The organism is Pseudoalteromonas sp. NJ631 (genome assembly GCF_000276645.1).
Lineage (GTDB): Bacteria > Pseudomonadota > Gammaproteobacteria > Enterobacterales > Alteromonadaceae > Pseudoalteromonas > Pseudoalteromonas piscicida.
Window position 1 is genome coordinate 225,386 of the sequence record NZ_AKXJ01000007.1, and the last position, 26,264, is coordinate 251,649.

Genomic DNA, 26,264 nt, shown 5'->3' on the forward strand with positions numbered 1-26,264 from the left:
CGATTATCATTACAACAGCACATACGCGGTATAGCTCAGCACTAAAGTACTGAGCCAAGTCATAGCTAAATGCTGTGGACTTTTTAATGCACTTAACACTAAAAGTGGTAGAAAGGCATAAGGTAATAGACTCACTACACTCAGTCCCAATAACATATAGACAGGCACTGAAAAACAGACGGCGGCCGTCAGAACAATAATCCAAATACTCTGCTTTGCCGATTGCAGCTTATCTATACTCAACCAATATGCAGTGCGGTCGTAGACTTCAGGTTTGAGATCAATGGCTAGGCTCGACCACCATAATAGATTTAACGTCACCAGACCTGGAACGTAATTTGCCATCAGATCGGGGCGCTCTGCGCTTAAGATCGCGCCAAACCATAGCACCAATACACTCATCACAATGCGCCAAAGCAACACAAAATAGTGGTTGTAAGCAAAGCTCAGCCAAAATGTCGTCAATCCTTTAACCATTATCGATAGCGTCACTTTACGCGGTAGCAAAACTGCACAGCCAAGTGCTATTAGATTGACAGCAACCAAATACCAAGTAATTTCGATAACAGCAAAACTGATAATAGCTGTTATCAATAACCCAATACTGGTCCCCAAGGGTCGATAAATAAAACAAAGGGCAATGAAGAATTGCGTCACCGCAAAAACCAGTAATTGCCACGCTTGTGTGATTTTCTCAATTCCAATCGAATAGCAGAGAATTAGAGTCATCAATAATAAGGGATGAACAACAAGCACGGACAACCCATCTGCCACTTTTTGATGGATGGCACGATGGAGGATTGTGTGGTGGTAACTTCTGTGCGCTTTGTCCAAAACCGCATCTCTAAACACAAATAAAATAAAGCTTTGCGCCGCAAGTAATCCCCATGCAATTTGTACCTGTGCAATGGGATTATCACTTTCTACAATTTTACCTATACCTATAAATAGTATTGCGATAAAACCTAGCAGATAAACTTGAAACAATGCAGCTATCATCAAGCCAAATTGCTGAAGTTGCTGGCCTATCGCTTGCAGCGATAGGGAAAGTGATGCTTTTCTGTAACGATAGTAATAAAGCATATTAACTACCCTGCTTTGGTGCTAAGGGAACAGAGTAAAATCCAACTTGTAAAAAAGGTTCAGGCTCATGACTTGTCATCAGCACCATGCCAGCGTAGTTTTGCGCAAGCTCAACGATATACTCGCAGCCTGCCGCGTCCAAAGCCGCAGTAGGCTCATCGAGCAATAAATAAGGGGTATTACGCATCAAGGCATTAATAAGCTGAAGCTTCTTTTTGTTACCAGAGGAGAGATCCGCGTAGCGCGTCATTAAAAAGGTTTCAAACTGAAAGTCGTTTATAAGCTGCGAAGGAAAATCACATTGCCATGCGGTTGATGTGAGAGTTAATAACTCTTTTGCACGCAAAAAAGCAGGAAATGGAATATTGTCTGACGCAAGTGCAACAAGTGTTTGGCGTTTATCGATTTTTTTGCCTTGTAAAAGAATGTCGCCTTTGAACGCATCATCAAGCCCAGCAATCATACTCAGTAAGGTGGTTTTCCCTACGCCATTCGGCGCCGCTAAACAAATTCTATTATGATCAAACTGTTGTGAATAGTTGTCAAACAGTACCTCTTTGGAGAAACTTTTACTTAAAGATTTTATCGTTATCATCTTGCTCTACACTATAAATCCAAATAGGGATTTATATTTATGTTTAAAAATGTAGTTGTCATAAAACTTAACTTATTACAAAAGCCAATATTTATCACCTAGTTAGAAAGTAAAATGGCGAATACCACGTACCTTATTTTGTAACAAAGCCTTACATACTACATTTTTTAACATCTTATAAACATCATTAAGTAACCTTTCATTTTTCCATCCTATACTCTTGCTCCGAAATCGCTTGAATAACGACCTATGTTCAAAATATTGATAAAGGAGATCAACTATGAACTTTCGTATCCTAACTGCAGCCACCCTATCCCTATTAGCGGTTGCCTGTTCGTCTGAAGATGTCGAGACCGCCAACTTCGGTTCTGACATCTATAAAAACCAATATAACTTGGTTAATGCCACCGATTATGAAATTGCATTTCACCTTGCTAACACTGAACTAGACGGTGATGAACGAAATGTCGCTGACGATAAATATCGCGTCAAAGTACTAGCTTCCGGTTCAGAACCCGTACGCATAACACACGAACATAACACCAACCGTGAAATCAGTTTTTATGCTGAGTCAGTCAACAAGCTTGGCATGGTAGAACAAGAAAAAATTAAGGTGAGTAATGACCGAGATTATCACTTTGTGGTAATGCAGGATAGCAACGATACCTTAGATATAAAGGTTGTTAGAAAGTCTAAAGATGATCACGATAATAAATTTACCGTACGAGTATTAGCTGCTAAAACAATGACATTAAATATTAACGGTTCAGACGTTGAATTTGATAAAGGAGAAGTCAGTAGCTGGTATCAAGTGGATGACTGTAATCAAGATATTATGATGGGTGATGAGGTTATAAGTCTTTGCAATGCATCGCTAGACCGCTCTTACTTACTCGTCGTCGGTGAAACTGGATTAATGAGCACCGTTTTAGAATACTAATTAATCACCGTCTTTGAGGCTGCCGATATTCCGGCAACCTCAACGGTTAGCCGTCTAGATTTATATTTATAACGCATTTTTTATTCACAAAAAATTCAACTTTCTGTCGAAATAAGTCAATTCTATTCATTTTCAGATCCGACCATACAAAATAGTGACATTTGTCATAAGTCAGTTTTATTAAACTTTCCACGTACAATAAAAATAGAGTTTTAGCTTTAAAAATCAATTAATTCTTTATATCTCATAGAGATAAAAAATAGCTATTAACAACTCCAAATTGCAATCATTTTATAACATTTCAATTATGTTAACGTTAGATTTAATTAACATTAAAATGTCAAATTTTTCGTGTTGACACCCTGAAAACTCAGGCTTAACCTAGCCGCCGTTCTTAAAACACAACAATCAAAAAATCACATTTAATATTTTTTATTTACAAATAAAATAATCTTGTAACAAAGATAGCGACAATAGTATCGCGACAAAGCCGGCCAAGTTAACGGGTTGGCACACACGGGACGTTGGTTAAGTAGTACTCGCCTCTAACAAGTATGATTGGGTTTTCTAAACAGTTTCCGGTCATACAAAAATATAAGCATTGTGAAAATCACAATCGGATTCATTATTTTAGTCAGAGTAGGAAAGTCATGAACCAGTACAACACAGAAAAGGAAGCAATTCAGGTCGAGAAAAAGCTCGGTAGTATTGTTTTCATCTCGCAAGATCAATCACTTTCTCTGGAGTCAGTGCAAGATTACGCAGCTCAGCCCTTATCCAAAGTAAAATTGGACGAGTTGGCATTAAAAGCTAGAATCGAGCAAAACCGTCAATACCTGGACAATAAATTAGCAAATCAAGAAGATATATACGGCGTGACGACTGGTTTTGGTAACTCAGCAAGTAACCGTATTTCGACTTCTCTCTCTGAAGAATTACAACAAAACCTCATTGCTTATCATGGCTGTGGCGTTGGTGATTACCTTTCAGAGTCTGATTGTGCCGCGACTTTATTGATCCGCATGAACTGCAATGCCAAAGGCTTTTCAGGCGTTAGTTGGGAATTGCTGGCGCAGATGGAAACCTTCCTAAACAACCGCATCATCCCAGCTATCCCTTCTATGGGTTCTGTGGGTGCGAGTGGCGACTTAACACCACTTTCTTATGTCGGTGCCGCACTTGGTGGTAAGCGTAAAGTGTACTATCAAGGACAACTGCGTGAAACCGCTGAAGTATTAGAAGAGCTAAACATTGCGCCATACAAGCTAAAGCCGAAAGAAGGTTTAGCTATCATGAATGGTACTTCGGTTATGTCTGCTATCGCCACGAATGCACTAAAAGACATCCGCCGCGGCATTGATTTAAGCTGTAAACTGATCGCGCTTTATGTCGAACTTATCGAAGGTCGAGCATCACCATTCCATAAACGCGTACACGAACTTAAACCACACCGCGGACAGCAGATCTGCGCAGAGAAAATTCTAGAACGCTTAACTAACGTCGATCAGCGTTTAGGTCGCAGAAACCGCACCGATGACAACATTGAGTTTGGCAAGCAAGAAACGTTTAGGTTACAAGATAGCTATTCAATTCGCTGCTCTCCGCAAGTGTTAGGTCCATTAATTGATGCTGAGATGTGGGCATCACAGATCCTAACGACTGAAATCAACTCAGTGAACGATAACCCACTATTTGATGATGAGAACGACCTTATCCTCAACGCGGGTCACTTCTACGGTGGTCACGTTGCAGCGGTGTGCGATACCCTCAAACCACTCGTTGCAAACATGGGCGCGTTACTAGAGCGTGAATTAGGCATTTTGGTTGATGATCGCCTTAACGGTGGAATTTCTAACAACTTGGTTGCGCGTGAAGATCTTGGCGACAAAGCTTGGGTACACCACGGTTTCAAAGCAATGCAAATTACCTCTTCTTCTCTTGTTGCAGAAGCACTTAAAAATGCAGGCCCTATGTCAGTATTTTCACGCACAACAGAAGCACTAAACCAAGACATCGTCAGCATGGGCACTATCGCTGCACGTGACCTTCGTCGTATTACAGATCTTATCAAGCCAGTTATTGCTATTCAGGCAATGGCGATCCGCCAAGCATTTTATGTTGACGGGAAAGATGCGAAAGCAGAGAAACTCAACGCGCTTTCTCGCGAGTTTTTCGACGAAATTAGCAGCAACTTCCAACCAGTCATTGAAGATAGACCGATGGATGTCGAAATCAACAATATGGTTAACGCCCTATTTAATGAGCAGTAACCCTCTCTAAGTCATTTTTGAGATGACGATAACGCTATAGCTGGCAGCTTCACTGCAGCCAGCTAGGGCTTGTTGTTGCTCAAAAACCACTAATGAGACGTAAACTACACACCAAAGAAACTAAAAAGGATATAAAAATGAGTAGCTTAGAATCAATAACACAATTTATTAAACAAGACATCATTGTAGACAATTTAGAAGTGGTAGATAGCATTGATGAAATCGAAGATGATGCTCAACTTATCGGTGACGGTCTAGATCTAGACAGCATCGAGGTGCTCGATCTTGTGGTATCTATCGAGAAAAAATACAACCTTAAGTTCAAAGATTACCCAGAACAAACCATTCAAGAAAAAATGAAAAGCGTCAGTACCTTAGCTAGCTTTGTTCACGAACAAGTTGAAGCACAAACAACAGCTGAAGCTTGTTGATCTGACCGTAACCATTTCCGCTTGGAAGGACACCATGCAAACATACAGTGCCATTCGTTCAACACTCATGCAACTGATTGAAGCTGAGTTAGAAGTAGATAAAGAACAACTAGACGTACTAAGTGACGACGCCAATTTAATTGAGGCGCCACTGTTTCTCGACTCGGTCGACCTTATGCAGTTATCTGCTGCATGTAAAAAAGCGTTCCAATTAAAAGACTTGGGCGGATTGAGCACTGTAACTTTGGCGACACTAACACGTCAAATAGCGTTAAACTTAACGCAACAAAAACAAGCAACACCCTTAGAGACTTGGGCAGATCAAGTCACCTCTCTCAAAGAGACCGATTTACTAGCACTGATACAGCGTAGTCTAGAGTGTGAGATCAACGGTCAGGCTCGTCTTATCAAAGACAGTACGCCATGCGATATCATTGTGAGCACTATGGTGTTATTAGCACACAATATCACTCCGGTATTAAGTGCGAATACAGCCGCGAACGCCAATGCGTTTAGCTGGCGAGAGCTCACGCTTGCCAATCAAGAGGTGGAAATTCCGTTTCATTCCATGACGGCATTTTTACAGCACCATAGCGATAAGACAATTGGCTTTGAAACGTCAGGCAGCACAGGTAAGCCACAAACTTGGCATAAATCCATCGCCTCACTCCATGCAGAAGCCGTCACCTTTGCTGACACTTTCTCGTTTAACGCAGTAGATTATTTCTGTGCTTGCGTAGATATCCGCCACATGTTCGGTTTTATTTGGGCATTTATGCTCCCTCTTCAGCTAGGCAAACCAGTGTGTTACGAACTCGGTTCAACACCGGATTTACAACCTGTAAAAGACAAACAGGTAGGTGTGATCTTAACGCCAACTATGTTTGACTTTGTGGCCGATCAGTTAAATCAAAACCACTGTTATTTAATAAGCTCAGGTGCACCATTCAAAGGTGAGAAAGAGCAAAAACTTGCCGACCTTATTTCTTACCTATCACTTTCAATACAAGCTTTTGAAGTACTAGGAAGCACTGAAACCGGCGGTATCGGCTATCGTCCATTAGGCAACAACGAAACGCACTTTACTAAGTTCACTGCCGTCGACATTTATCAAAATGGCGAGCACAAAACCATGTTGAGATCGCCGTTTTTAGTGGCTAATTGTGAAGAGTTTGAGCTCAAAGATAAGCTGATTTTCAGCAATGAAAATCAATTCACACACGGTGGGCGCGCAGACCAAATATTTAAATATGCAGGTAAACGCTACTCGCTACAAAGTATAGAAAAAATCCTCCAAGAACGCTTTGTGGGACTTCGCCATCGCGTGTTTTTTATCGAGGACAATAACAATAATAAAGGGGGCGAGCTGGTCGCCTTTGTCGAAGGACTATCTTGCATCCCTACCCTTCAGGACATCAGAAGTTGGTTTAAAGATTTACCCACGCCGCAGGTTCATTTTTTGGCGCAATTTCCAGAAAACGAGCTCGGCAAAATCACCCTCTCGGCACTACAGGAATGCGTACATGAATAATAAACAACAAACTTTCATTACTGGTTATGGTGTGCTCTGTGCAGCAGGCGAAAATCGCCAAGCGCTGCTAACTAGCATCAAGGAAAACCGCACTGGTATTGACCGCATTAATCGTTTCGACACACAGGGACTAACACACAATGTTGGGGCGCTCGCTATCAACTACGAGAACCACAGCGCAGAACATTTTGATATGGATCTGGCGAGCCAATATGCTATCCATGCCGTTACAGAAGCACTTGAGCATGCAAATTTAGCCTTAACTCAGATGGACAACACCCGTGTGGCATTTATTCTCGGTAATGCAAACTGCGGTATGTTTTCATTGATGGAGAGCCTTAAAGGTCAGCACCAACTGGGGTTTAAGTTTTATCCACCACATCAAATTGCAACCGATGTCAGCCGCCACTTCGGTATTCAGGGCCCTGTAATGACTTTCACCTCGGCCTGTACCGCAAGTAGCAGTGCCATTGCTTTTGCTAAACAACTTATCGAAAACGACCAAGCAGATGTCGTCATTGCTGGCGGTGCGGATGCCCTGAGCGAGCTGGTTTACGGCGGCTTTCAGTCGGTACAGTCCTTGAGTCCTGAACCTTGTGCTCCGTACAGCGAAAAAATGGGATTAAGTTTAGGTGAAGGCGCAGGCTTTTTAGTATTTGAATCACAAACACATGCCAATCAGCGTAACGCAACGCTGCGATATCAGTTGCTCGCGACAGGGTCGAGCTTAGATGCTCACCACGCTACAGCGCCTAACCCCGAGGGCGATGGTGTACGCCGCGCTTTTACGCAGACATTGTCCTATGCGCCCGTTGCGGCAAGTGATATTGAATATATCAACAGCCACGGGACTGGTACGCCAGCAAATGATGGCGCAGAACTAAAAGGGATCCAATCAGCCATTGGTGAACAGGCCATGCGCGACGTCTCGGTTTCAAGTAGTAAATCTTACTTTGGTCATACCCTTGGTGCCGCTGGTGCCGTAGAACTTATTTCAACTTTGGTCAGCCAGGATGAAGGACTTCTACCAGCAACACTGGGTGTCGACTCAATAAGGTCGTGTTGCCAAGCGTATCAATTAGTCACCAATCAGGCGAAATCTCAGGTTGTTGATGTTTTTGCGGTGACTAACTCAGCGTTTGGTGGTCACAACACCAGCATGCTACTCAGTAAACACCAGAAAACGTCGATTAACACGGCGACAAAACCGGTGTATCTACTTGCCGCCACCAGCCTGTCTGATACTGAAGTGTACAATGCTAGACAAAATAGTACCGACCACTTTGCTGAATTTAACTTAAAACAGCAGTTCCCAGCACTTTTCCAGCGCCGTACACCGTGTGTTGCACAATTTGCCTTGGGTGCCTGTCAATTTACCTTACAAGACAGCGATCTCGATCTAGCGCAATTACCACTGCCAGAATTCGCAGCCTACTATGCTAATCCCATTGGCTCGCTGGAAACCTTAGATAAAAACCTCGCATCATTTCAAGATGGCATTGCAGAGCTAAAAAGTACGCACTTCCCCAATACCGTCGTCAATGCCACATTAGGGCAACTGGCGCTCGGCTTTGGCTTTAAAAACTCGGCCACTTGTGTGAGTGATTTAGGCAATGACTTTTTACATGCGCTTTGGAGCGCAGCACTTGATATGCGTGAAGGTCGAAGTCGATATGCGATGGTATGTAGCTCGCAAGACGATACTGCACTCTCGCAGCAAGTCTGGGCTGCACATCAATTCCAAGCAGATATCGGTCATTTTTCCAGCGCAGCACTCTTGGCAACCAGCGAGGTGTTACCGGCAGGCTACCGACCTCTCGCAGAAATTATTGATTTCATTCAAATCAATGATGCGCAGCAGCATCAAGCACTAGACAGATTATTGGCAAGCAATGCTAGGAAGCTAAGCCAAGTGGGCAATGTCGTGTTAAGTACTCATCACGACGAAGCGTTTGCCACCATTGCAGCAAGCTTGGACAGCCATTTACCACAGGCTCAACTTATAAAATATCAACCACAAACCACGCCTCTACACAGTACAGAATTAGCAGTGCGTGCGCTAATGCATGCACTCAACACCCCAGCTGGTGATACCGAGTTAGATCAAACCCTACTCCTAAGCGTTAATCTCGCGGGAAGTATGACGGGATGTATTTTACGAACAGTAAGGAAATAAGATGACGACCGTGATCGAAGTGAAGAACTTAAGGAAGGTCTACAAAAGAACACGAAAAGTTGCCGTCGACGACGTCTCTTTTAGCGTTAGCGAAGGCGAATGTTTTGGACTCCTTGGGCCCAATGGCGCCGGAAAAACCACGACGTTGGAAATACTTCAGGGCTTGCGTAGTGCAACATCAGGTGAAGTGACGTTATTCGGTCTTAATTGGAAGCAACACGAAACCAAACTTCGCAGCCTTATGGGTGGCGTGATGCAACACAATAACCTCTACGAAAAACTCAAAGTAAAAGAGTGCGTCGAGCTATTTGCCAGCTTTTACCCAAGCTACACGCCAATTGATACGCTGCTTGAGCGCTTCAATTTAAGCGAGAAAAAGGACGCTTGGCTAAGCGAGCTCAGTGGTGGACAAAAGCAACGCGTATTTTTGGCGATGGCAGTGGTTGGCCAGCCCAAGTTGGTGTTTTTAGATGAGCCAACTACGGGACTTGACCCCACGAGTCGCCAAGAGTTTTGGCACATCATTAAAGATCTCAAAGAAGCCGGTACCTGTGTGATGTTAACGACGCACTACATGGATGAGGCAGAGTTCTTATGCGACAACTTAGCCATCATTAATTCAGGTCAAATCATAGAGTCAGGCGCGCCAAGCGACATTATTAATCGCACCTTTGAGACTCCGGTGATTAAAGAACCCAGAAAAGCCACACTCAACGACGTATTTTTGAAACTCACAGGTTCCACGATGGAGAGGGAAAGTTATGCCTGAGTTAAGTCAAACTAAGCTATATCCATTTTGGCAATTAATGATGGTCAATATTCGACCTTTTTTCCGTGATAAAGCGGTATTGCTATGGACATTCGGTTTACCTATTTTCATCGCCCTATTGTTGATCCAAGCCTTCTCAGGTGGACCAAAAATGTCACCTATGAATGTGGTGGTGATGCATGGCGAGCAAATTGAACAGAAATGGCTAAAAGCGATGGAAGAAGATCCACTCGTTACCGTTACCCGCCTCTCACAAACCGATTCAATTGTGCTGGAAGACAGTTTTGCTTCTGCTCAGCTGGCGGAAGTGATCAGCTCACCAGGCTCGGTGCTACGTAAGCTGCAAAATGAGGTGAGCCCTGAAGTCTACCTTGCCCCCAACGCTATGTTTTCTACTCATAACTCCGATGAGTCGTTAATGGCACGTAACTATCTATTGCGTCTTAAAGCGCAAGCTAACGGCGAAGAGATGCGAAGCAATGTCATTAGCGTCAAAGGTTATCGTTACACTGACTGGTTGATCCCTGGGATCATCGTGTTACAAGTCCTTGGTTTAGCACTGGTGTCGATTGCCAACAGTTTAGTGTCGGACAGACAAAACGGCTTTTTTAAACGTCTACGCCTTTCTCCTTTCAAGCGCCGTGATTACATCATTGGGATCGTGCTCGCACGCTTATTCTTACTGGTGTTCCAAATGCTGATTCTGTTCGTCGCATTTCACTTTTTATTTGGTTACACGCTGCAAGGAAACGTGCTGGATATCATTGCAGTAATGGCACTCGGTTCATTTTGTATCTGTATGCTCGGCGTGTTGGTCGGCGCCCGTAGCCAACGGGTTGAAGTCTCATCAGGGATAGCTAACTTACTTTACTTTCCGTTGATGTTCTTATCAGGCATTTATTTCGACACGGCTAACTTTCCCACTCTACTGCGAGAAATAGTTTCGTTACTGCCAACCACTGCGTTTTTGGATGCACTGCGCTTAGTCGCAAACCAAGGCGTTGAACTGGCTGCGGTAAGTCGTCAACTGATTATTTTAGGCGTCACCAGTGTGGTGTTCTTCCTCATCGTTTACTTCTGCTTTGACTGGGGAGATGAAAAATCATGATCACCGATAACTTGCCGCACAAGGCACCATTTAAGTTTGCAGACAAGATAATCGAACACTCTCCAGGAGAGATGATTGTTGGATTGAAGTTCGTCTCGCATAACGAGCCTGGCCTGCAAGGACATTTTCCGGATGAGCCTATTTTCCCAGGTGTGTTAATCATTGAGACCATGGCGCAGATCAGCGGCTTGTGCTGCAACAACACGCACACAGGAGGCATGCTGTCTTCCATAGAAAAAGCCAAATTTAGTCGCCCTGTTCGCCCCGGTGAAATCATTAAAGTAACGGCAAAACTGGAAACTGAATTTGGTGCGATGGCACGCTTTAAAGCACAAGCACACGTTGAAGATGAGTTGGTTGCAAAAGCCGAACTCACGATTGTTTACACGGATTAAGGAACTTGGTTGTGTTAACTGGAAAGACAGTAGTAGTGACTGGCGTATCCAAAGGGATAGGCAAAGGGATCGCACTCGCCTTTTTGCAAGGTGGTGCTCGAGTATACGGTATTTGTCGCACACAAACCCCCATCGCGGAGTTACATAAACCTGAGTATCAAGCTCGTTTCACTCAACAAAGCGGCAATATTACCGACAGTGAGTTCGTCAATTCCGCTATTCGCCAAGCGATAAGCGACACGGGTCGGGTTGATGTGTTGGTGAATAATGCTGGGATCACGGATGATAGCTTGTTCTCTCAGATGTCGTACGACGCTTTTCATAACGTGTTAGATATCAACTTCAAGGGTACATTGCTGTGTTGCCAAGCGGTATTGCCAGTCATGACTAAGCAAGGTGCAGGCAAGATTATCAACATGGTGTCGCAAAGCGGAATAAGCGGACGAGAAGGCCAAGCCAACTACGCGACCTCAAAAGGCGCAATTATTGGCCTCACTCGGACTATTGCACGGCAATATGGTCACTGTGGTATTTACTGTAACGCACTCGCTCCGACGTTTATTGCAACCGATATGATTGATGATATTCCCGCAAGCATTATCAACCCGGTGCTTAAACATACCGCACTAGGTCGTGTTGGGAGTGTCAAAGAAATTGCCGATGCCACGCTATATCTCGCTTCTAGCGCCTCAAACTACCAAACTGGAAATGTGCTTCGTTTGGATGGAGGGCTTGCGGTATGAATGCTCAAGCGTTTATTTTACTTTATCCAACAAGTGAGTTTGATAGCCACTTCGTTACCCATTTGCTGTCGCAAAAACATCCGTTACTCCTTATCAATGCAAGTGCTGAAGTGCTCGCGCATAATCCAGAAGCGAGCCATATCCAACTTTGCGCTCCCCTCTCGGAGTCAAATACCAATGCATTACTAGATTGGTTTGAAATCAATAATAATCAGCAAGAAGTGATGGTACTGCATTGTGCCAATCGCCTTGATGAAAGCAACCTACTCGAAGACATTGCCGTTGGTGAGCAAGTGATCGCACGCCTAGAAAGCGCATTTTCGGCACTCAGAGTCATCGCCGACAACCTCAGAGTGAGTGGTGGAAACCTCGTCTTTTTAACGCAATCCGACACCTTAAATTACGAGTTAGAGGCCACCGCTAGTGTCTGTAACCACGCTCATAACGCATTGATGATGACGCTCGCGCGCGAATATCAAGGTAGCAAGCTGGCAGTTAACAGTTTTGTGTTACCGCTACTGGCTACCGATAGCAAAGCCGCAAGGATCCAAAAGCGCAACCTAAAAGGAGGCGTACTGGGTGCACGACCTGCGGTATACAGCTATCAAGACTTGGTGGAATACCTAGTCAACTTTATGAAAACCAACTCCATGCTCACCGGTCAATCCATCGCATTCACACCAACGCTGGAGCTCAAGCTATGATGCCGGTTGACTTATACTGTTTCCATCACGCAGGTGGCTCTTCTTTGTTTTTTAGGGAATGGGCCAAACATTTACCTGCGCATTGGCAACTCCACGGCATCGACTTACCGGGCCGTGGTACTAAAGCAGGTATGCAATCTTTACGGGACTGGGATGAGGCACTTAGTCACCTAAGTAGTAGCGCGCAACTTCAGCCGCGTAGTGAGCGGCTGTGCGTGTTTTTTGGTCACAGTCTTGGCGGGATGGTGGCTTATAAGCTTGCCGATCATCTTGCTAAACACGCACTGACAACACCGGATTTACTCTGTCTATCTGGGTGCCGCGCGCCAAGTATTCCCTCGGCTACCCAGTACTCAAAATTGACTGGCTCGGACTTGCTCACGACTTTATATCATCTCGACATGCTGCCTAAACATCGTTTAACGAAGGATGTAGAAGCGGTTGTGGCTGCCATGTTTAAAGACGACTTTATGTTAGCCGAGCAACCCGTCAGTACAGACATTACGTTGACGATGCCGGTCGAACTGATCCTCGCCACACAAGATCACTTGGTTAAGCCTGAGTCACACCAAGCTTGGTCTGAGTACTGCGAGAACCATTTTCAGCACCATCATGTCGATGGTGGTCATATGTATTTACAACAACGCCCAACGCTGGCGTGTGAGGTGATTGTCGCCGCAGTAGCGCGACACTTAGCACGCTTGCAGCAAACAAAATACCAAAAAGCAAACTGGCAAAAGCCGTTGTGTTAAGGCGAAAAAACAAGGATCACGCAATGAACTCACTGTCCAATTCCGCCAATTTCAAGTCTCTGACAACGAGGCAACTTCACGTATGGCAAGCCCAACAGCTTGATTTGGCAAATCCAGTATATAACATCGCTTGCGCGGTACAGTTTACCGGCGGGCTCACAGCCGAGGCACTAGAGCAAGCCTTGGTGTTGCTATTTGCAAGGCACCCAGTTTTATCGAGTCGTATTGATGAGGCTCAAGGCGAACCACAACTCGAATTATTAGCCAGTGCCCCTAAGTTATTAGCCGTGCCTGATGAGATTGCCGCTTTTAGTGACTCTATCACCGCCAAAACCTTAATTGAGCAAGCCATCGATATCACCAAAGAGACCTTTCAATTCTACGCTTGTAGCTCGGAAACTCGGTTGCTATTGACCATCAAAGGGCATCACATCAACTGTGACCAGTGGGCATTGCAAGTACTGATGAGCGATTTACTCGCATGTATAGAAGCGGTGCTTGATAACTCTGAACTTGATCTCGCCCCCCTTGATTATCAAGTGATGTTTGAAGAAAAGCCTGAGCGTGCAGCAACCTCACAAAAGAGCGAACTCTATCCTATCGATTTTTACCAGAGTAATACTGAGGCACTAGCGCACCATTATGACGGCATCGCGTTTCGTGAAGAAAATCCAGAGGCACTCAAACAACTAAAACAGGTGGCCTCTCAAGCTGGTGTTACGAGTTTTAGCGTCGTGCTTGCCAGCGTCTTTTTGACTTTATTTCATACCACTGGGCAAACCGATTTGACCATAGGGATCCCGATGGCTCGCCGCACCCGTAAAACACGCGCGATCTTAGGTCATTACTCAGACGTTGAAACGGTTTCTATTTGCGATATTGAGCAGTACACAGGTGCATCGCTTATCAGTGAAGTCAGTAACCAGCTCACCCAATTACTGCTTTCAGGAAATAATAATAAAGACGCTGCAAAGCATATTAATGTCACCTGTAACTACTTAGCCAAGCTAAAAAGCAATGGTATTCGTCCAGGGATCACCCCGTTGATGATTGGTCGCCAAGGGTACGAACTTGCCTTGGGCACAGCGGGAGATACCATTATCAAAGGGGTATCCATTGAGCCTGGTGTTTCACAATTTGATATCGAATTTACGCATTTTGAAACTGAAGGTGGCCTTTGTCGTAAAGTGGTCGCCGCTAAGTCTGTCTTTTCTCGCGTGGCAATGACACGGATCACCGATATTCAGGCGCGCTTTATTGAATTACTTACCCACTCTAGCGACCTTAATATCGCCGAACTGCCGGTACTGGATGAAGAAGAGCAAAAGCTTATCTTGGCGCGCAGCAATCAAGACAATGAAACGTTCTTTTCCGACACCACTTTAAATCACTGGTTTGAACAAGCGGTAAGTAAGCACCCAGATCAAATCGCGCTACAAACCCAAACACAATCTATCGATTATAAAACCCTTAACGCCAGAGCCAACGCCCTGGCCTTGCATTTACGGGAGCAATATCAGTCTCAGTATCAACAACCCCTCACTGCCGATACGTTAATTGCGCTGTACATGCAGCCTTCTATCGAGATGCTGATTGCAATTCTTGCTGTCACTAAAGCGGGGGCGGCATATGTGCCGCTGTCTCCCGACCATGCCAGCGAGCGAACAACCTTTATTCTAAGTGATACCAACCCAAGCCTGTTGATCGTCGACGAGCAAGAGTATGCCGCCGCACAAGACAAATGCAGTTTGGCGGAGGTGGCTTGCCCATTAATTACGCCACTTAATGCTCAGCAACAAAGCGACACAGCACCTGTCATCAGCCAATCACCGCAGGACTTGGTATACATCATTTATACCTCAGGTACGACTGGCCAACCAAAAGGCGTGATGCAAACTCATGAAAACGTCGCCCGATTGTTCACGGCGACGGAGCAAGATTATGGCTTTGACCATCACGATACTTGGGTGCTTTACCATGCCTATACTTTTGACTTTAGTGTATGGGAAATGTGGGGTGCCCTACTTTATGGCGGTAAACTCTGTATTCCTGACAACAGCCTGATCCGCGATTTTGAGGCCTTTGCAGACTACTGCTCAGACAATCAAGTGACTGTGCTTAATCAGACTCCTGCCGCATTCTATGAATTTAGTGCAGCGGCACTAAACGCAAAATTGAATTTTGACAAACTGAGGTATGTGATTTTCGGCGGTGACAAACTCAACCCCGAAATGCTCAACCCTTGGTGGAACTGCTACGGCGATGAACAGCCGCTATTGGTCAACATGTATGGGATCACTGAAACCACGGTGCATGTAACCTATAAAGCACTCACGCAACAATCAAGTTCTAAAGCCTCTCATATCGGTAGACCCATATTAGATATGAAAGCGTACGTGCTAAATTCCAAATTGCAGTTGGTCGAACCCGGCGCCTGCGGTGAGTTATATATTGGCGGTGCAGGTCTTGCTCGTGGTTATTTAAACCGCGAAGCGCTCAGTCAAGAACGCTTTATTAGCAGCCCATACGCAAGCGAACAAGACATTCAACAAGGACGAGCCAGACTGTATAAAACCGGTGACTTGGCAAGACGCCTACCGGATGGTGAGTTGGAGTATATCGGTCGTAACGATAATCAGGTGAAGATCCGTGGCTACCGTATTGAACTGGGTGAAATCGAAAGCGTGATCAACCAATTGCCAGAAGTTGCCCAAGCGGTGGTTATCGACCGTACCTTACAAAGTGTTCCCTACCTAGCCGCTTATATCAAGTTTAAGCCACAACATCACGGCCAAACTGCCCAAGTGAAAGCCCATGTGAGTCAAGCGCTACCCAGTTATATGCAGCCAAAAACATGGACTGAGCTTGCGGAAATACCTTTGACTGGCAATGGTAAATTAGACCGTAAAGCGTTGCCAGAGCCTGAGCTGGTAAGCCAAAGCGAATATGTAGCGCCGCAAGACGAAACTGAAGCGCAACTGTGTGAAGCATTTAAAACTTTGCTTGGTGTTGAGCAAGTGAGCACCAAAGATGATTTCTTTGCCATCGGCGGCGATTCTATTCTCACGATTCAACTCGTTGCTTTACTCAGAAAGCAAGGCATTGAACTGCAAGTAAAAGATATCTTTGACTGTCCAACTGCAGCGGCGTTGAGTCAACGTATTGTTAGCGTACAAGCGACTCAACGAGAGATAACACAAGAGCAAGGCCTACTGAGCGGACGCTTTGATCTACTGCCAATTCAACAATGGTTTTTCAATAAAGCACTACCGGAGGAGAATCATTGGAATCAAGCATTTGCAATTAGGATCCCAAGCGGCTTTAGCCAAATTCAATTACAAGAGGCACTACACAGTTTAAGTGATCAACATGATATGTTGCGCACAACCTTTATGGAATTTGAAGGCCATATTACGCAAGAATATAACGATGTTAGTACGATGGCGCCACTCAACGTCCTTAACGGCAAGTCACACGATGTACAAGCAGAGCTCAACGCGCGACAAAGCCAGTTCGATATTTGTAATGGCCCACTTTGGCAAGTTACACATATCGAAGCGTTTTGCGAAGACTACGACCTGCTTCACTTTGCGCTTCACCACTTAATCATTGATGCGGTTTCTTGGCGGATCATCGCGCAAGATCTGCAAACCCTTTTAGCACAAGGTGAGTTGCTGAGTAAACGCACCAGCTATCGTCAATGGGTAGAAATGATGCAAGCTTACCCGGCAGCACACCCACAAGAAATGGCATTTTGGCAGCGTTTAGCAACCAACTTGCCAAGCTATCCGCCAAGCATGGCTGCAACACCGTCAACCGCTTGGTTAGAGCTAGACGCGCAAACCACGGCCCGCTTCATACGTGACGCGAATGCAGGCTTCAATACGCAAGGTGAAGAGTTACTACTGGCTGCTTTGTGCCAAGCATTGAGTAAAACCTTTAAGCAAACTCAGCATGCTATCACGTTGGAAAGTCATGGTCGTGAAATGTGGCGTGATGATGCTGATATCAACCAAACAATTGGCTGGTTCACTTGTTTGTACCCGCTACGCCTGACTCAACAAGCGACACTAAACGACACCATTATTGATGCCAAAGAAGCGCTACGCCAGATCCCGAATAAAGGTCTTGGTTTTGGTAGTGCACAACTGCAAGACACCAGCTTAACGTTGCCAAGTATCAGCTTTAACTACCTGGGCCAAATGGGTGGGCAAAGCGATGCGCTTTGGCAGATAGACAACCAACTGCAAACCGAGACAAGTTCTGCACAAAACGGCTCGGATCTGATCCTCGATATCAATGCGCTAGTTCAGGGCGAACAACTCAGGATCAAAGTGGATTCATTACTAGATGGCAATCTTACCGATGCCTTCGCTACTCACTTAACACAAGCGCTACATGACGTATTGGATATGGCGCTCGAGGCGAAAAAGCGCGGCGGTGTAAGCACCCCTAGCGACTTTGGTGCGGGCTCGCTTTCTCAGGAGCAACTAGCTGCACTGCAATCCCAGTTAAGTGAAACACAACTAGAACAAACCACGACTCAGTCTGAAAAAACACAAGAATTAGAGATTTAAACCATGTTGAATTTATGCCAATCACTTGCAAAGGATAACATTGCGCTTTGGGCCAACGGCGACAAACTTAAGATTGTCCATGGTGAGCAAGGACTCAGCCAACAATGGGTTGACTACCTCAAAGCAAATAAAGCCGCATTATTAGATTACCTTGTATCGCAGCAAGTTTTTTCCGAACAAGACTTTGAACAGTTACTAGCGACAGAGCATAAAAAGGCATCTGAGATCCGTGCCATCTTTGATGCTAACAGTATGCAAAAAGGTTTTGTTTATCATCACCTTGCCCAACCAAATGACGATGCTTACCGAGTTCAGTTAGTCATCGATTACCATCAAGCACTCGATGTCGATGCTTACCAACAGGCTTGGATCTTGGCATCAATGCGTTACCCTGCGCTACGTACTGCGTTCAACTGGGAAAATGAAATCATCCAAGTGATCAAAGGAGGGGCCGGATTTACCCCAAATCACTTCAGTTTTCACGACTTCAGTAGGTTAGACCAAGTTGAACAACAGACGCGTATCGATAAGCTCATTCACGACGACCGTAATACGCCTTTCGATTTGACTCAACCGGGATTAATGCGTTTTGCTATCGTTAAACGCGCTGATGCACATTACACCCTAATTAAAGCAGAACACCACAGCATCAGCGATGGCTGGAGCTTTCCGGTGATGCTGCAAACCGTGCATCAAAACTACGCCAAATTAACCAAAGGCGAGCCGGTCATTGTTGAAGAAGAAACGGCTTACCTACAAACACAAGCGCGCTATCAGCAAAATCAAAAATCTAGCGATAGCTATTGGCAAACCCAAAAGGCACAATTTGGTGAGCCCAATGATATCAACCGCTTATTGAGTAAAAATATTGACCAATCTGGCTCGTCACAGATCCAAAAAGCGGCGGCGAGCGAATTAAAGCTCTCTTCAGAGCGACATCAACAGCTCAAAGCATTTGCTAAACAGCACGGACTAACGCTGAACGTCTTAATGCAATTTGCTTGGCATAAAGTACTGCAATATTACTGCGACGCTGAGCAAACCATAGTAGGCACAACCGTCTCGGGTCGTGAACTACCCATTGACGGGATCCATGCCAGTGTTGGTCTATATATCAATACCCTACCTCTTTCCCTTAATTGGCAAGAAACGGCCAGTATTCGCACCCAGCTTACAGCGCTGAAAGAAAAAATTGCAGAACTTAACGGCAACAGCAGTGTTTCACTGTCGCAACTACAAGAGCCGAATACTCGCCTGTTCAACAGTCTATTTGTATTTGAAAACTATCCGACGCCAGCGGGACAAGACGTACTCGAATGGTCATTCGATAAGATGATTGAAAAAGTAGACTATCCGCTCACCATCAGCATTGTTGAACAACAAGATATCTTGCTACTTAAGTTGAGCTTCTGCGAAACCATGCTGGCACCAAGCAAAGCACAGCGATTGCTCACCCAAATGACATTGGTGTTAGATGCCATTATTGCTGATGAAAACCAGTCGCATAGTCAAATTTCTTTGTTAAGTAATGATGAGCGAACACCCATAGTTGAGGTAGACGAGCATGCGGATTATTTGCACGCTACTATCCATGAATTGGTTGCTCAGCAAGCACAAAAAACGCCAGCTCGAATAGCGCTGGTTGAAGGCGAAATGCAGCTGACCTATCAAGAATTAGAACAAAGTGCGAATAAGCTTGCCGCCTACATTAAAGATCATGTGGACGTTGGCGCTAGCCATCGCTTTGTTGGGCTTTTCTGTGAACGCTCTATTGCAATGGTAATCGCAAAACTGGCTATCCTAAAGGCGGGTTGTGCTTATGTACCGCTTAATCCTGATTATCCAGATCAGCGCATAGAGTATATGCTCAACGACACGCAACTTAGTTTGATTTTAACACAAAGCGAGCTGCGCCCGCGTATCGAAGCACTCGTTGCAAGTTGTAATGCTGAGCCGCAAATTACCTGCTTAGATAGCTTGTCTTTGTCTGATGCCGCGCCGGTACTGTCAGGCGCACATGCGCAAACCGAAGCCTATGTGATCTATACATCGGGTACGACAGGTGAGCCAAAAGGCGTGGTCGTTCCACACCGTGGCGTTGTTTCTTTGGTACAAGATACTGATTTAATAAACACGTCAGAAAACGACGTTTTTATTCACCTCTCTAATCCAAATTTTGATGCCGCAACGTTTGAAATTTGGACACCATTGATAAACGGCTGCAAATTGGTTGTAGCAAGTGCGCAACAAGGCGCGGATCCTGACAGTCTATCAAGGTTAATTAAACAGCACGGTGTTAGTGTACTTTGGCTAACGCGCACACTGTTTGATTCGCTGTATTTACAACAACCTGATATTTATGACAATGTCCGCTGCGTACTAACAGGCGGTGAGGCAATCACTCCAAGCATAGTCAAACGCATTCTCGCCAGAGATACGCGACCAGAGTTGGTGATAAACGCGTATGGTCCAACTGAAAGCACGACATTTACCACTTTCTATCCATGTGCCAATATTGATGGCCCGGTGCCCATCGGCCAAGCCATTAATCATCGCCAAGTATTATTGCTTGATAAACATCTTAATCCAGTGCCATACGGCGCGACAGGCGAGATATTTATAGCGGGTGCCGGACTTGCCTGTGGCTACCTTAATAAACCAGAAATGAGTGCTGCGCGCTTTATCGATAACCCCTTTGCAAGCACAAAGGCCAAACAACTCGGCCTAGATAAACTGTATAAAACAGGAGACTTAGGACGTTGGTCCGAGTCTGGTGTGCTAGAGTTTTTAGGCCGTAACGATCACCAAGTGAAGATCCGCGGGTTTAGGATTGAGCTTGCTGAAATAGAAGCACAGCTCAACGAATTGGCGCAAGTGAAAGTCGCCGCTGTGGTGGTATTCGAACAAGCGGGCAACAAGCAACTTGCTGCATACGTGGTACCAGAGCAAGGCGAGTTAGACCTCAATGCAGTAAAACAGGAACTGGCTCAGGTTTTACCTAGCTATATGCTCCCAAGCTACTTTGAAGTGATGTCGGCGTTACCGTTTAACAACAATGGTAAGCTGGATCACAAGCAATTACCTACTCCAACCGTTGTGGATGAAGACAACTATCAAGCACCGAGCAGCGAATTAGAAAAACAATTGTGTGGTATTTGGCAGTCAGTCTTGGGGCTAGAACAAGTGGGTGTTAATGATGACTTTTTCAAAGTCGGTGGCGATTCTATTGTCAGTATTCAACTTGTGTCTGCGCTGCGTAAAGCTGGCTTTAACCTTCAGGTTAAAGACATCATTGACGCCCCAAGCGTGGCAGCGCAGGCCTATTTAATTCAACACGTTAGCACTGAAACCATTGAGCTTATCACGGAGCAAGGTAGGTTGAGTGGCGAATTTGCACTACTGCCAATCCAACAGTGGTTTTTCGATTTAGGGCTACCAAATCCACACCATTGGAACCAAGCATTTACCCTTAACTTGCCTGAACACATTGATTACAAAGGGTTGACTCAAGCTATTCAAGCGCTGAGCGAGCATCATGACATGCTGCGTTGTCACTTTGTTCAGACCTGCAACGGGGTAAAACAAGCGTACCAAGCGGCGATAGAGTTTGAAGTCCCATTACTTGATGCAACAACTCTGAGTAAGGACGCGTTATTTACCGAATTGACCAAACTACAAAGCCAATTTGATTTATTCAATGGCCCCCTGTGGCAGGCAGCGTTGGTGAAAACGGCCGAGGGCAGTCAGGTATTCTTTGCCTTCCATCATGCCATTATTGATGTGGTATCGTGGCGGGTGTTAAGCCAAGACTTACAAACCCTATTAAGTGGTGAAGCACTAACAGACAAGCTTACTAGCTATCGTCAGTGGGTGGATGCCATTGCCACCTACCCTGCGGCTCACCCTGAGCAAGCGTACTATTGGCAGCAGGTACAAAAAGGCTTTACTAGCCAACCCACTTACTCAGCACAATCACAATACAGCATCACGTTTGAGCAAGAGACGACCGCTAAATTACTACGAGATGCCAATCTTAGTTTGAATACTGACATTAACGACTTGCTTTTGGCGGCACTCAATATTGCCCTACACAGCACTTTTGACAGTACCGTTAATCATATTCAACTTGAAGGTCATGGTCGTGAAAATATAGATCCGCGCTTGGATGTGTCGCAAACTTTAGGCTGGTTTACCAGTATGTATCCTGTGCGTCTTGAACACCACGACGACGTTATTGCAACCATCGCAAACACTAAAGAAATGCTGCGCCAAATCCCGGATAAAGGCGTGGGCTATGGCGCTTTTGTGCAAACAGACAAAGTCAGCGCAATTCGCCCTCAGGTGAGCTTTAACTACCTAGGTCAATTGAATCAGCAACAACAGCAAAGCCGAGACTGGCAGCTGGATGATACTCAAGCAGGCTATGTGATGACTGAGGCAAACGCTCAGGCTGACAATGCACTGCTACTCAACATCAATGGCGCAGTTCGCGGTGACAAGCTTCACTTTGATGTGGTTTCGAGGTTGAACCAATCACAGTCGCTGGCATTTGTTGAGCACTTTGAAATGGCGCTTCATCAGGTCATTAATGCAAGCTGTGAACTAGCCGCGCAAACACCACAGCAAACCCCAAGCGATTTGGGATTAAGCGACTTGTCTTATGGTCATTATCAAGCGCTGAGCAAGCATTATAATATCGAAGCGCTTTACCCTGCTAATAGCTTGCAACAAGGCTTTATCTATCATGCTGTTAACTTTCCAACGGATGATGCCTACCGAGTGCAATTGGTTATGGATATTGAACAAGCGCTGGAGGTTAAACATTTTATTCATGCTTGGCGTTTAGCGTCGCTTCGCTTCCCTATTCTACGCACCGCTTTTGATTGGCAAGAGTGTCTACTCCAAGTGGTGTGTCGCGACGCCAGTATTGATGACAACCATTTCACCATAGTAGATCTGTCATCCCTTGACGAGCACCACCAACAGCAAGCCATCAGCAAAGCTCAAGCCGAAGATCGACAAGTTCCGTTTGACCTAAGTCAACCGGGGCTTATTCGCTTCACCTTATTTAAGCGCAGTGAAAACCTCTACACACTTATCAAAACCGAGCACCATGCCATTAATGATGGCTGGAGTGGACCGTTAATGCTGCAAGCAGTCGCTGAGTATTATCGCCAGCTTTGTGCAGGGAAAACACCTGAGGTGCAAGCGCAGCAAACCTATTTAGAGGCGCAAGCTTATTACCTTAAAAATGCCAAGCAAACTCAGGCTTACTGGCAGCAACAACAAGCCGAATTTGATACCGCAAACGATATTAACTTATTACTCGGTGGTCAGTATGACTTGTCGCAAAGTCGAATCGTTGAGCAAGTGCAATCGGTGCAGTTTAGTCTTCAAGGCGAGGCGTTTAGGTCGCTACAACATACTTGTCAACAAGCTGGCGTAACCCTCAACGTTGCACTGCAATTTGCTTGGCATAAGTTACTGCAAACCTATTCTGGTGATAGCCAAACGATTGTTGGTAGCACAGTTTCCGGTCGTGAAATTCCAGTCAATGGGATTGAACAAGCGGTCGGTTTGTTCATCAACACCTTACCTTTAGTGGTGAATTGGCAAGCAGAAGCAAGCTGTAATGACATCCTCAAAGCCATTCAAAAAGGCGTCGCTGCACTCAATAGCCACAGCGACATGAGCTTGTCAAAGCTGCAGCGTGATGGTCAACGCTTGTTCCACACCCTCTTTGTATTTGAAAACTACCCGACTCCAGAAAGTACTGGCAGCTGGAAGTTCAGAGAATCAATAGAGAAAGGCGACTATCCGCTTTCTGTGGTGGCCCAAAGCGAGCAAGACCGCTTAGACTTTGTGATGCACTACAACGGGGAATGGTTAAGCACAGCGCGGGCAGAGTGGATCCTTGACCAAGTACAAGCTATTTTGGTTCAGCTTGGGGAGCGACTAACACAAAGCCATCAAAGCATTAGTTTGGTCAATAACCAAATGCAGACAACGCTTAGCCAATGGCACAACAACGCCGAGTCATTTGCCACCGACAAAGATCTAGCAAGCTTAGTAGAGCAGCACGCCGCTAACACCCCAGAGCTTACAGCCTTGTTAACAGTATTGGGGGGGACTCTATCTCGGCTATCCGGTTGATGAATGCTTGTAATAAAGCACTGGATTTAAACATCCCAATTTCAGCCCTGTTTGAGCATACCCATATTGCCGCAATCGTCGACAACTTAGAGACGTTGAGTGTGGATATCGAAATTAAAGCAGACTCCGGATCACAACAAGAACAAACTAATAGCATGAGGATTTAACCATGTTGTCATTGCTCGCTGAACTGAAAGATCACAATCTCTCAATCTGGTTGCAAGACGGCGGACTAGAGCTGTCATTTGGCGCGCAAGCGCCAGATGCTGCACTTGTTGCAAAGTTAAAGTCAAACAAAACGCAGCTAATGGGTTACCTTGAAGCAAAAGCCATTTTTTCAAAGGATGCGTTTAATACACTGCCAGAATTAAACCGCCATCCGCTTTCGTTTGCGCAAGAGCGTTTATTATTTATCGAACGGTTAGAAAATGGCACCAACGCTTATCATATTCCGTTTTTGGTTAAACTCTCTGAGCACACAGAGCTTACGCGATTAACACAAGCACTGAATATCGTGTTAGATAGGCATGAAGTGCTTCGCAGTGTCTATCGTCAAGACGATCAAGGCCACGACTATCAAGAAGTGTTGAACGCCAGTATTGAAATTGAACCGAGCGCAGTCGCTGACTTAGCAGCGCTTAATACGGCTGTTAAACAAGCGATTAGTATACCATTTGACTTAGCCAATGAGCCTATGTTCAAGGTTTGCTGTTGGACATTAGGCGCTGAACGTTACGTGCTATTCATGTGGCACCATATTGCGTTTGATGGCTGGTCCACCGAAATCTTTATGCGTGAGCTACACCAAGCCTATTTTATGCTAGCTTCAGGCAAAACGCCTGAGCTACCAGCGCTTGAGTTACAGTACCAAGATTACGCAAAATGGCAGCGCGAGTACCTCAGCGGCGATACCTTAACTAAGCTTTTAGACCACTGGACTGATGCACTTGCAGGCGCTGAGCAGCTTGAATTTCATTCGCCACTACCAAGGCCAAATGAATATCAATATCACGGTGCCGACCACCGTATTCATTTGGGTCAGGAACGAAGCGAAGCCCTAAAGGCCATAGCCAAAACGCAACAAACCAGTCTTTATGTAGTACTGCTCAGCAGCTGGGCATTGACATTACAAGCAACCAGCGGTCAGTCAGATTTAGTCATAGGTACACCGTCTGACAACCGTCATCTAAGCCAGACACAAAATCTTATTGGCTTTTTGGTCAATAGCTTAGCCCTGCCAATTCATATTGATAACGCACTCGACTTTAATGCCTTAATTCAACAAGTGCACCAGACCCTAAAAGCGGCAAAGGCGCACCAAGATCTGCCATTTGATAAATTGGTCGACGCCCTAAAATTACAACGAGATCCGTCTCGCCATCCGCTATTTCAAATGATGTTTGCGCTTGAGCAATTTAAAAATAACAGCGACGACAGCAGCCAACAGCTGTTTACGCCAGTGGATGAGTCACAAGTAAAAGCGCTTCATAAAGTGGCTAAGTTCGACATTAGTTTGCTGCTACAAAATGGTGACGAAGAAGTATTTGGTGATATTAACTACGCCACCGCACTATTTCCAAGTGACTGGATCGCAACTCTTGCTGAGCGCTTTATCAATATTATCGATCAAGTGATCGCCAGAACCGCACAGCCACTAGCAAAAGTAGCCCTACAAAATAGAACTGAGACTGACACAATACGTGCTTGGCACAACAACGCCGAGTCATTTGCCACCGACAAAGATCTGGCAAGCTTAGTAGAGCAGCACGCCGCTAACACCCCAGAGCTTACAGCCTTGTTAACCAGCAGCGGTGAAGCGCTGTCTTATGCCGAAGTGAACGGTAAAGCCAATGCCCTTGCGACGCAAATCCTTGCTCAGCACCCCAAAGCCCATGCAGGCCTATTGCCTGCCGATACCCCTATCGCCCTCTACTTTTCTCGCAGTAGCGAAACAAATTCTTGCTCAGCACCCCAAAGCCCAAGCAGGCCTATTGCCTGCCGATACCCCTATCGCCCTCTACTTTTCTCGCAGTAGCG

17 protein-coding genes are annotated in these 26,264 nt (G+C 45.4%); 15 read left to right on the top strand and 2 right to left on the bottom strand.

The window, feature by feature from the left end:
• Positions 1–9: 9 nt before the first annotated feature.
• Positions 10–1,083, bottom strand: a complete 1,074-nt coding sequence (locus tag A587_RS0114210; RefSeq protein WP_017218118.1) for a DUF6136 family protein — start codon at positions 1,081–1,083, stop codon at positions 10–12.
• A gap of 1 nt (position 1,084) precedes the next feature.
• Complete coding sequence (locus A587_RS0114215) at positions 1,085–1,678, bottom strand: ABC transporter ATP-binding protein (protein ID WP_017218119.1); 594 nt, start codon at positions 1,676–1,678, stop codon at positions 1,085–1,087.
• Positions 1,679–1,958: 280 nt separating this feature from the next.
• Here A587_RS0114215 and A587_RS0114220 point away from each other — a divergent pair, with 280 nt between their 5' ends.
• The 15 genes from A587_RS0114220 to A587_RS0114290 all read left to right on the top strand — a co-directional run bounded on the left by A587_RS0114220 (position 1,959) and on the right by A587_RS0114290 (position 26,262).
• On the top strand, positions 1,959–2,618 hold the full coding sequence (locus A587_RS0114220; protein WP_017218120.1) for a hypothetical protein: 660 nt from the start codon (positions 1,959–1,961) through the stop codon (positions 2,616–2,618).
• Between the two features lie 650 nt (positions 2,619–3,268).
• The gene (locus tag A587_RS0114225; protein WP_010606259.1) at positions 3,269–4,888 is read left to right on the top strand and encodes an HAL/PAL/TAL family ammonia-lyase; all 1,620 of its coding nucleotides are present in this window, start codon (positions 3,269–3,271) and stop codon (positions 4,886–4,888) included.
• A gap of 137 nt (positions 4,889–5,025) precedes the next feature.
• On the top strand, positions 5,026–5,319 hold the full coding sequence (locus A587_RS0114230; protein ID WP_017218121.1) for a phosphopantetheine-binding protein: 294 nt from the start codon (positions 5,026–5,028) through the stop codon (positions 5,317–5,319).
• Positions 5,320–5,353: 34 nt separating this feature from the next.
• Complete coding sequence (locus A587_RS0114235) at positions 5,354–6,850, top strand: AMP-binding protein (protein ID WP_017218122.1); 1,497 nt, start codon at positions 5,354–5,356, stop codon at positions 6,848–6,850.
• Positions 6,843–9,026: a beta-ketoacyl-[acyl-carrier-protein] synthase family protein gene (locus A587_RS0114240; protein WP_017218123.1), complete on the top strand. Its 2,184-nt coding sequence runs from the start codon at positions 6,843–6,845 to the stop codon at positions 9,024–9,026. The genes A587_RS0114235 and A587_RS0114240 overlap by 8 nt, the downstream gene beginning before the upstream one ends.
• Position 9,027: 1 nt before the next feature.
• The gene (locus A587_RS0114245) at positions 9,028–9,795 is read left to right on the top strand and encodes an ABC transporter ATP-binding protein (protein ID WP_010369407.1); all 768 of its coding nucleotides are present in this window, start codon (positions 9,028–9,030) and stop codon (positions 9,793–9,795) included.
• Positions 9,788–10,903 carry an ABC transporter permease gene (locus tag A587_RS0114250; protein WP_010369409.1) on the top strand — a complete coding sequence of 372 codons (1,116 nt, stop codon included), beginning with the start codon at positions 9,788–9,790 and terminating at the stop codon, positions 10,901–10,903. Before A587_RS0114245 ends, A587_RS0114250 begins: the two co-directional genes overlap by 8 nt.
• Positions 10,900–11,298: a 3-hydroxyacyl-ACP dehydratase FabZ gene (gene fabZ, locus A587_RS0114255; RefSeq protein WP_017218124.1), complete on the top strand. Its 399-nt coding sequence runs from the start codon at positions 10,900–10,902 to the stop codon at positions 11,296–11,298. Before A587_RS0114250 ends, fabZ begins: the two co-directional genes overlap by 4 nt.
• Positions 11,299–11,309: 11 nt before the next feature.
• Complete coding sequence (locus A587_RS0114260) at positions 11,310–12,041, top strand: SDR family NAD(P)-dependent oxidoreductase (protein WP_017218125.1); 732 nt, start codon at positions 11,310–11,312, stop codon at positions 12,039–12,041.
• Positions 12,038–12,745 (top strand): hypothetical protein, encoded by a 708-nt coding sequence (locus A587_RS0114265; RefSeq protein WP_017218126.1) that lies wholly within the window; start codon positions 12,038–12,040, stop codon positions 12,743–12,745. The genes A587_RS0114260 and A587_RS0114265 overlap by 4 nt, the downstream gene beginning before the upstream one ends.
• The gene (locus A587_RS0114270) at positions 12,742–13,497 is read left to right on the top strand and encodes a thioesterase II family protein (RefSeq protein ID WP_017218127.1); all 756 of its coding nucleotides are present in this window, start codon (positions 12,742–12,744) and stop codon (positions 13,495–13,497) included. The genes A587_RS0114265 and A587_RS0114270 overlap by 4 nt, the downstream gene beginning before the upstream one ends.
• A 23-nt stretch (positions 13,498–13,520) precedes the next feature.
• A complete protein-coding gene (locus tag A587_RS0114275; protein WP_017218128.1) occupies positions 13,521–18,074 on the top strand; it encodes a non-ribosomal peptide synthetase in 4,554 nt (1,517 codons plus the stop codon).
• A gap of 3 nt (positions 18,075–18,077) precedes the next feature.
• On the top strand, positions 18,078–24,227 hold the full coding sequence (locus A587_RS0114280) for a non-ribosomal peptide synthetase (RefSeq protein ID WP_017218129.1): 6,150 nt from the start codon (positions 18,078–18,080) through the stop codon (positions 24,225–24,227).
• The gene (locus A587_RS24745; RefSeq protein WP_017218130.1) at positions 24,227–24,394 is read left to right on the top strand and encodes a hypothetical protein; all 168 of its coding nucleotides are present in this window, start codon (positions 24,227–24,229) and stop codon (positions 24,392–24,394) included. The genes A587_RS0114280 and A587_RS24745 overlap by 1 nt, the downstream gene beginning before the upstream one ends.
• A gap of 2 nt (positions 24,395–24,396) precedes the next feature.
• A complete protein-coding gene (locus A587_RS0114290) occupies positions 24,397–26,262 on the top strand; it encodes a condensation domain-containing protein (protein WP_020477408.1) in 1,866 nt (621 codons plus the stop codon).
• Positions 26,263–26,264: the final 2 nt, after the last annotated feature.

Coding starts and splice junctions, on each gene's coding strand:
- A587_RS0114210 (WP_017218118.1), bottom strand. CDS start 1,083: ATGCTTTATTACTATCGTTACAGAAAAGCATCACTTTCCCTATCGCTG.
- A587_RS0114215 (WP_017218119.1), bottom strand. CDS start 1,678: ATGATAACGATAAAATCTTTAAGTAAAAGTTTCTCCAAAGAGGTACTG.
- A587_RS0114220 (WP_017218120.1), top strand. CDS start 1,959: ATGAACTTTCGTATCCTAACTGCAGCCACCCTATCCCTATTAGCGGTT.
- A587_RS0114225 (WP_010606259.1), top strand. CDS start 3,269: ATGAACCAGTACAACACAGAAAAGGAAGCAATTCAGGTCGAGAAAAAG.
- A587_RS0114230 (WP_017218121.1), top strand. CDS start 5,026: ATGAGTAGCTTAGAATCAATAACACAATTTATTAAACAAGACATCATT.
- A587_RS0114235 (WP_017218122.1), top strand. CDS start 5,354: ATGCAAACATACAGTGCCATTCGTTCAACACTCATGCAACTGATTGAA.
- A587_RS0114240 (WP_017218123.1), top strand. CDS start 6,843: ATGAATAATAAACAACAAACTTTCATTACTGGTTATGGTGTGCTCTGT.
- A587_RS0114245 (WP_010369407.1), top strand. CDS start 9,028: ATGACGACCGTGATCGAAGTGAAGAACTTAAGGAAGGTCTACAAAAGA.
- A587_RS0114250 (WP_010369409.1), top strand. CDS start 9,788: ATGCCTGAGTTAAGTCAAACTAAGCTATATCCATTTTGGCAATTAATG.
- fabZ (WP_017218124.1), top strand. CDS start 10,900: ATGATCACCGATAACTTGCCGCACAAGGCACCATTTAAGTTTGCAGAC.
- A587_RS0114265 (WP_017218126.1), top strand. CDS start 12,038: ATGAATGCTCAAGCGTTTATTTTACTTTATCCAACAAGTGAGTTTGAT.
- A587_RS0114270 (WP_017218127.1), top strand. CDS start 12,742: ATGATGCCGGTTGACTTATACTGTTTCCATCACGCAGGTGGCTCTTCT.
- A587_RS0114275 (WP_017218128.1), top strand. CDS start 13,521: ATGAACTCACTGTCCAATTCCGCCAATTTCAAGTCTCTGACAACGAGG.
- A587_RS0114280 (WP_017218129.1), top strand. CDS start 18,078: ATGTTGAATTTATGCCAATCACTTGCAAAGGATAACATTGCGCTTTGG.
- A587_RS24745 (WP_017218130.1), top strand. CDS start 24,227: ATGAATGCTTGTAATAAAGCACTGGATTTAAACATCCCAATTTCAGCC.
- A587_RS0114290 (WP_020477408.1), top strand. CDS start 24,397: ATGTTGTCATTGCTCGCTGAACTGAAAGATCACAATCTCTCAATCTGG.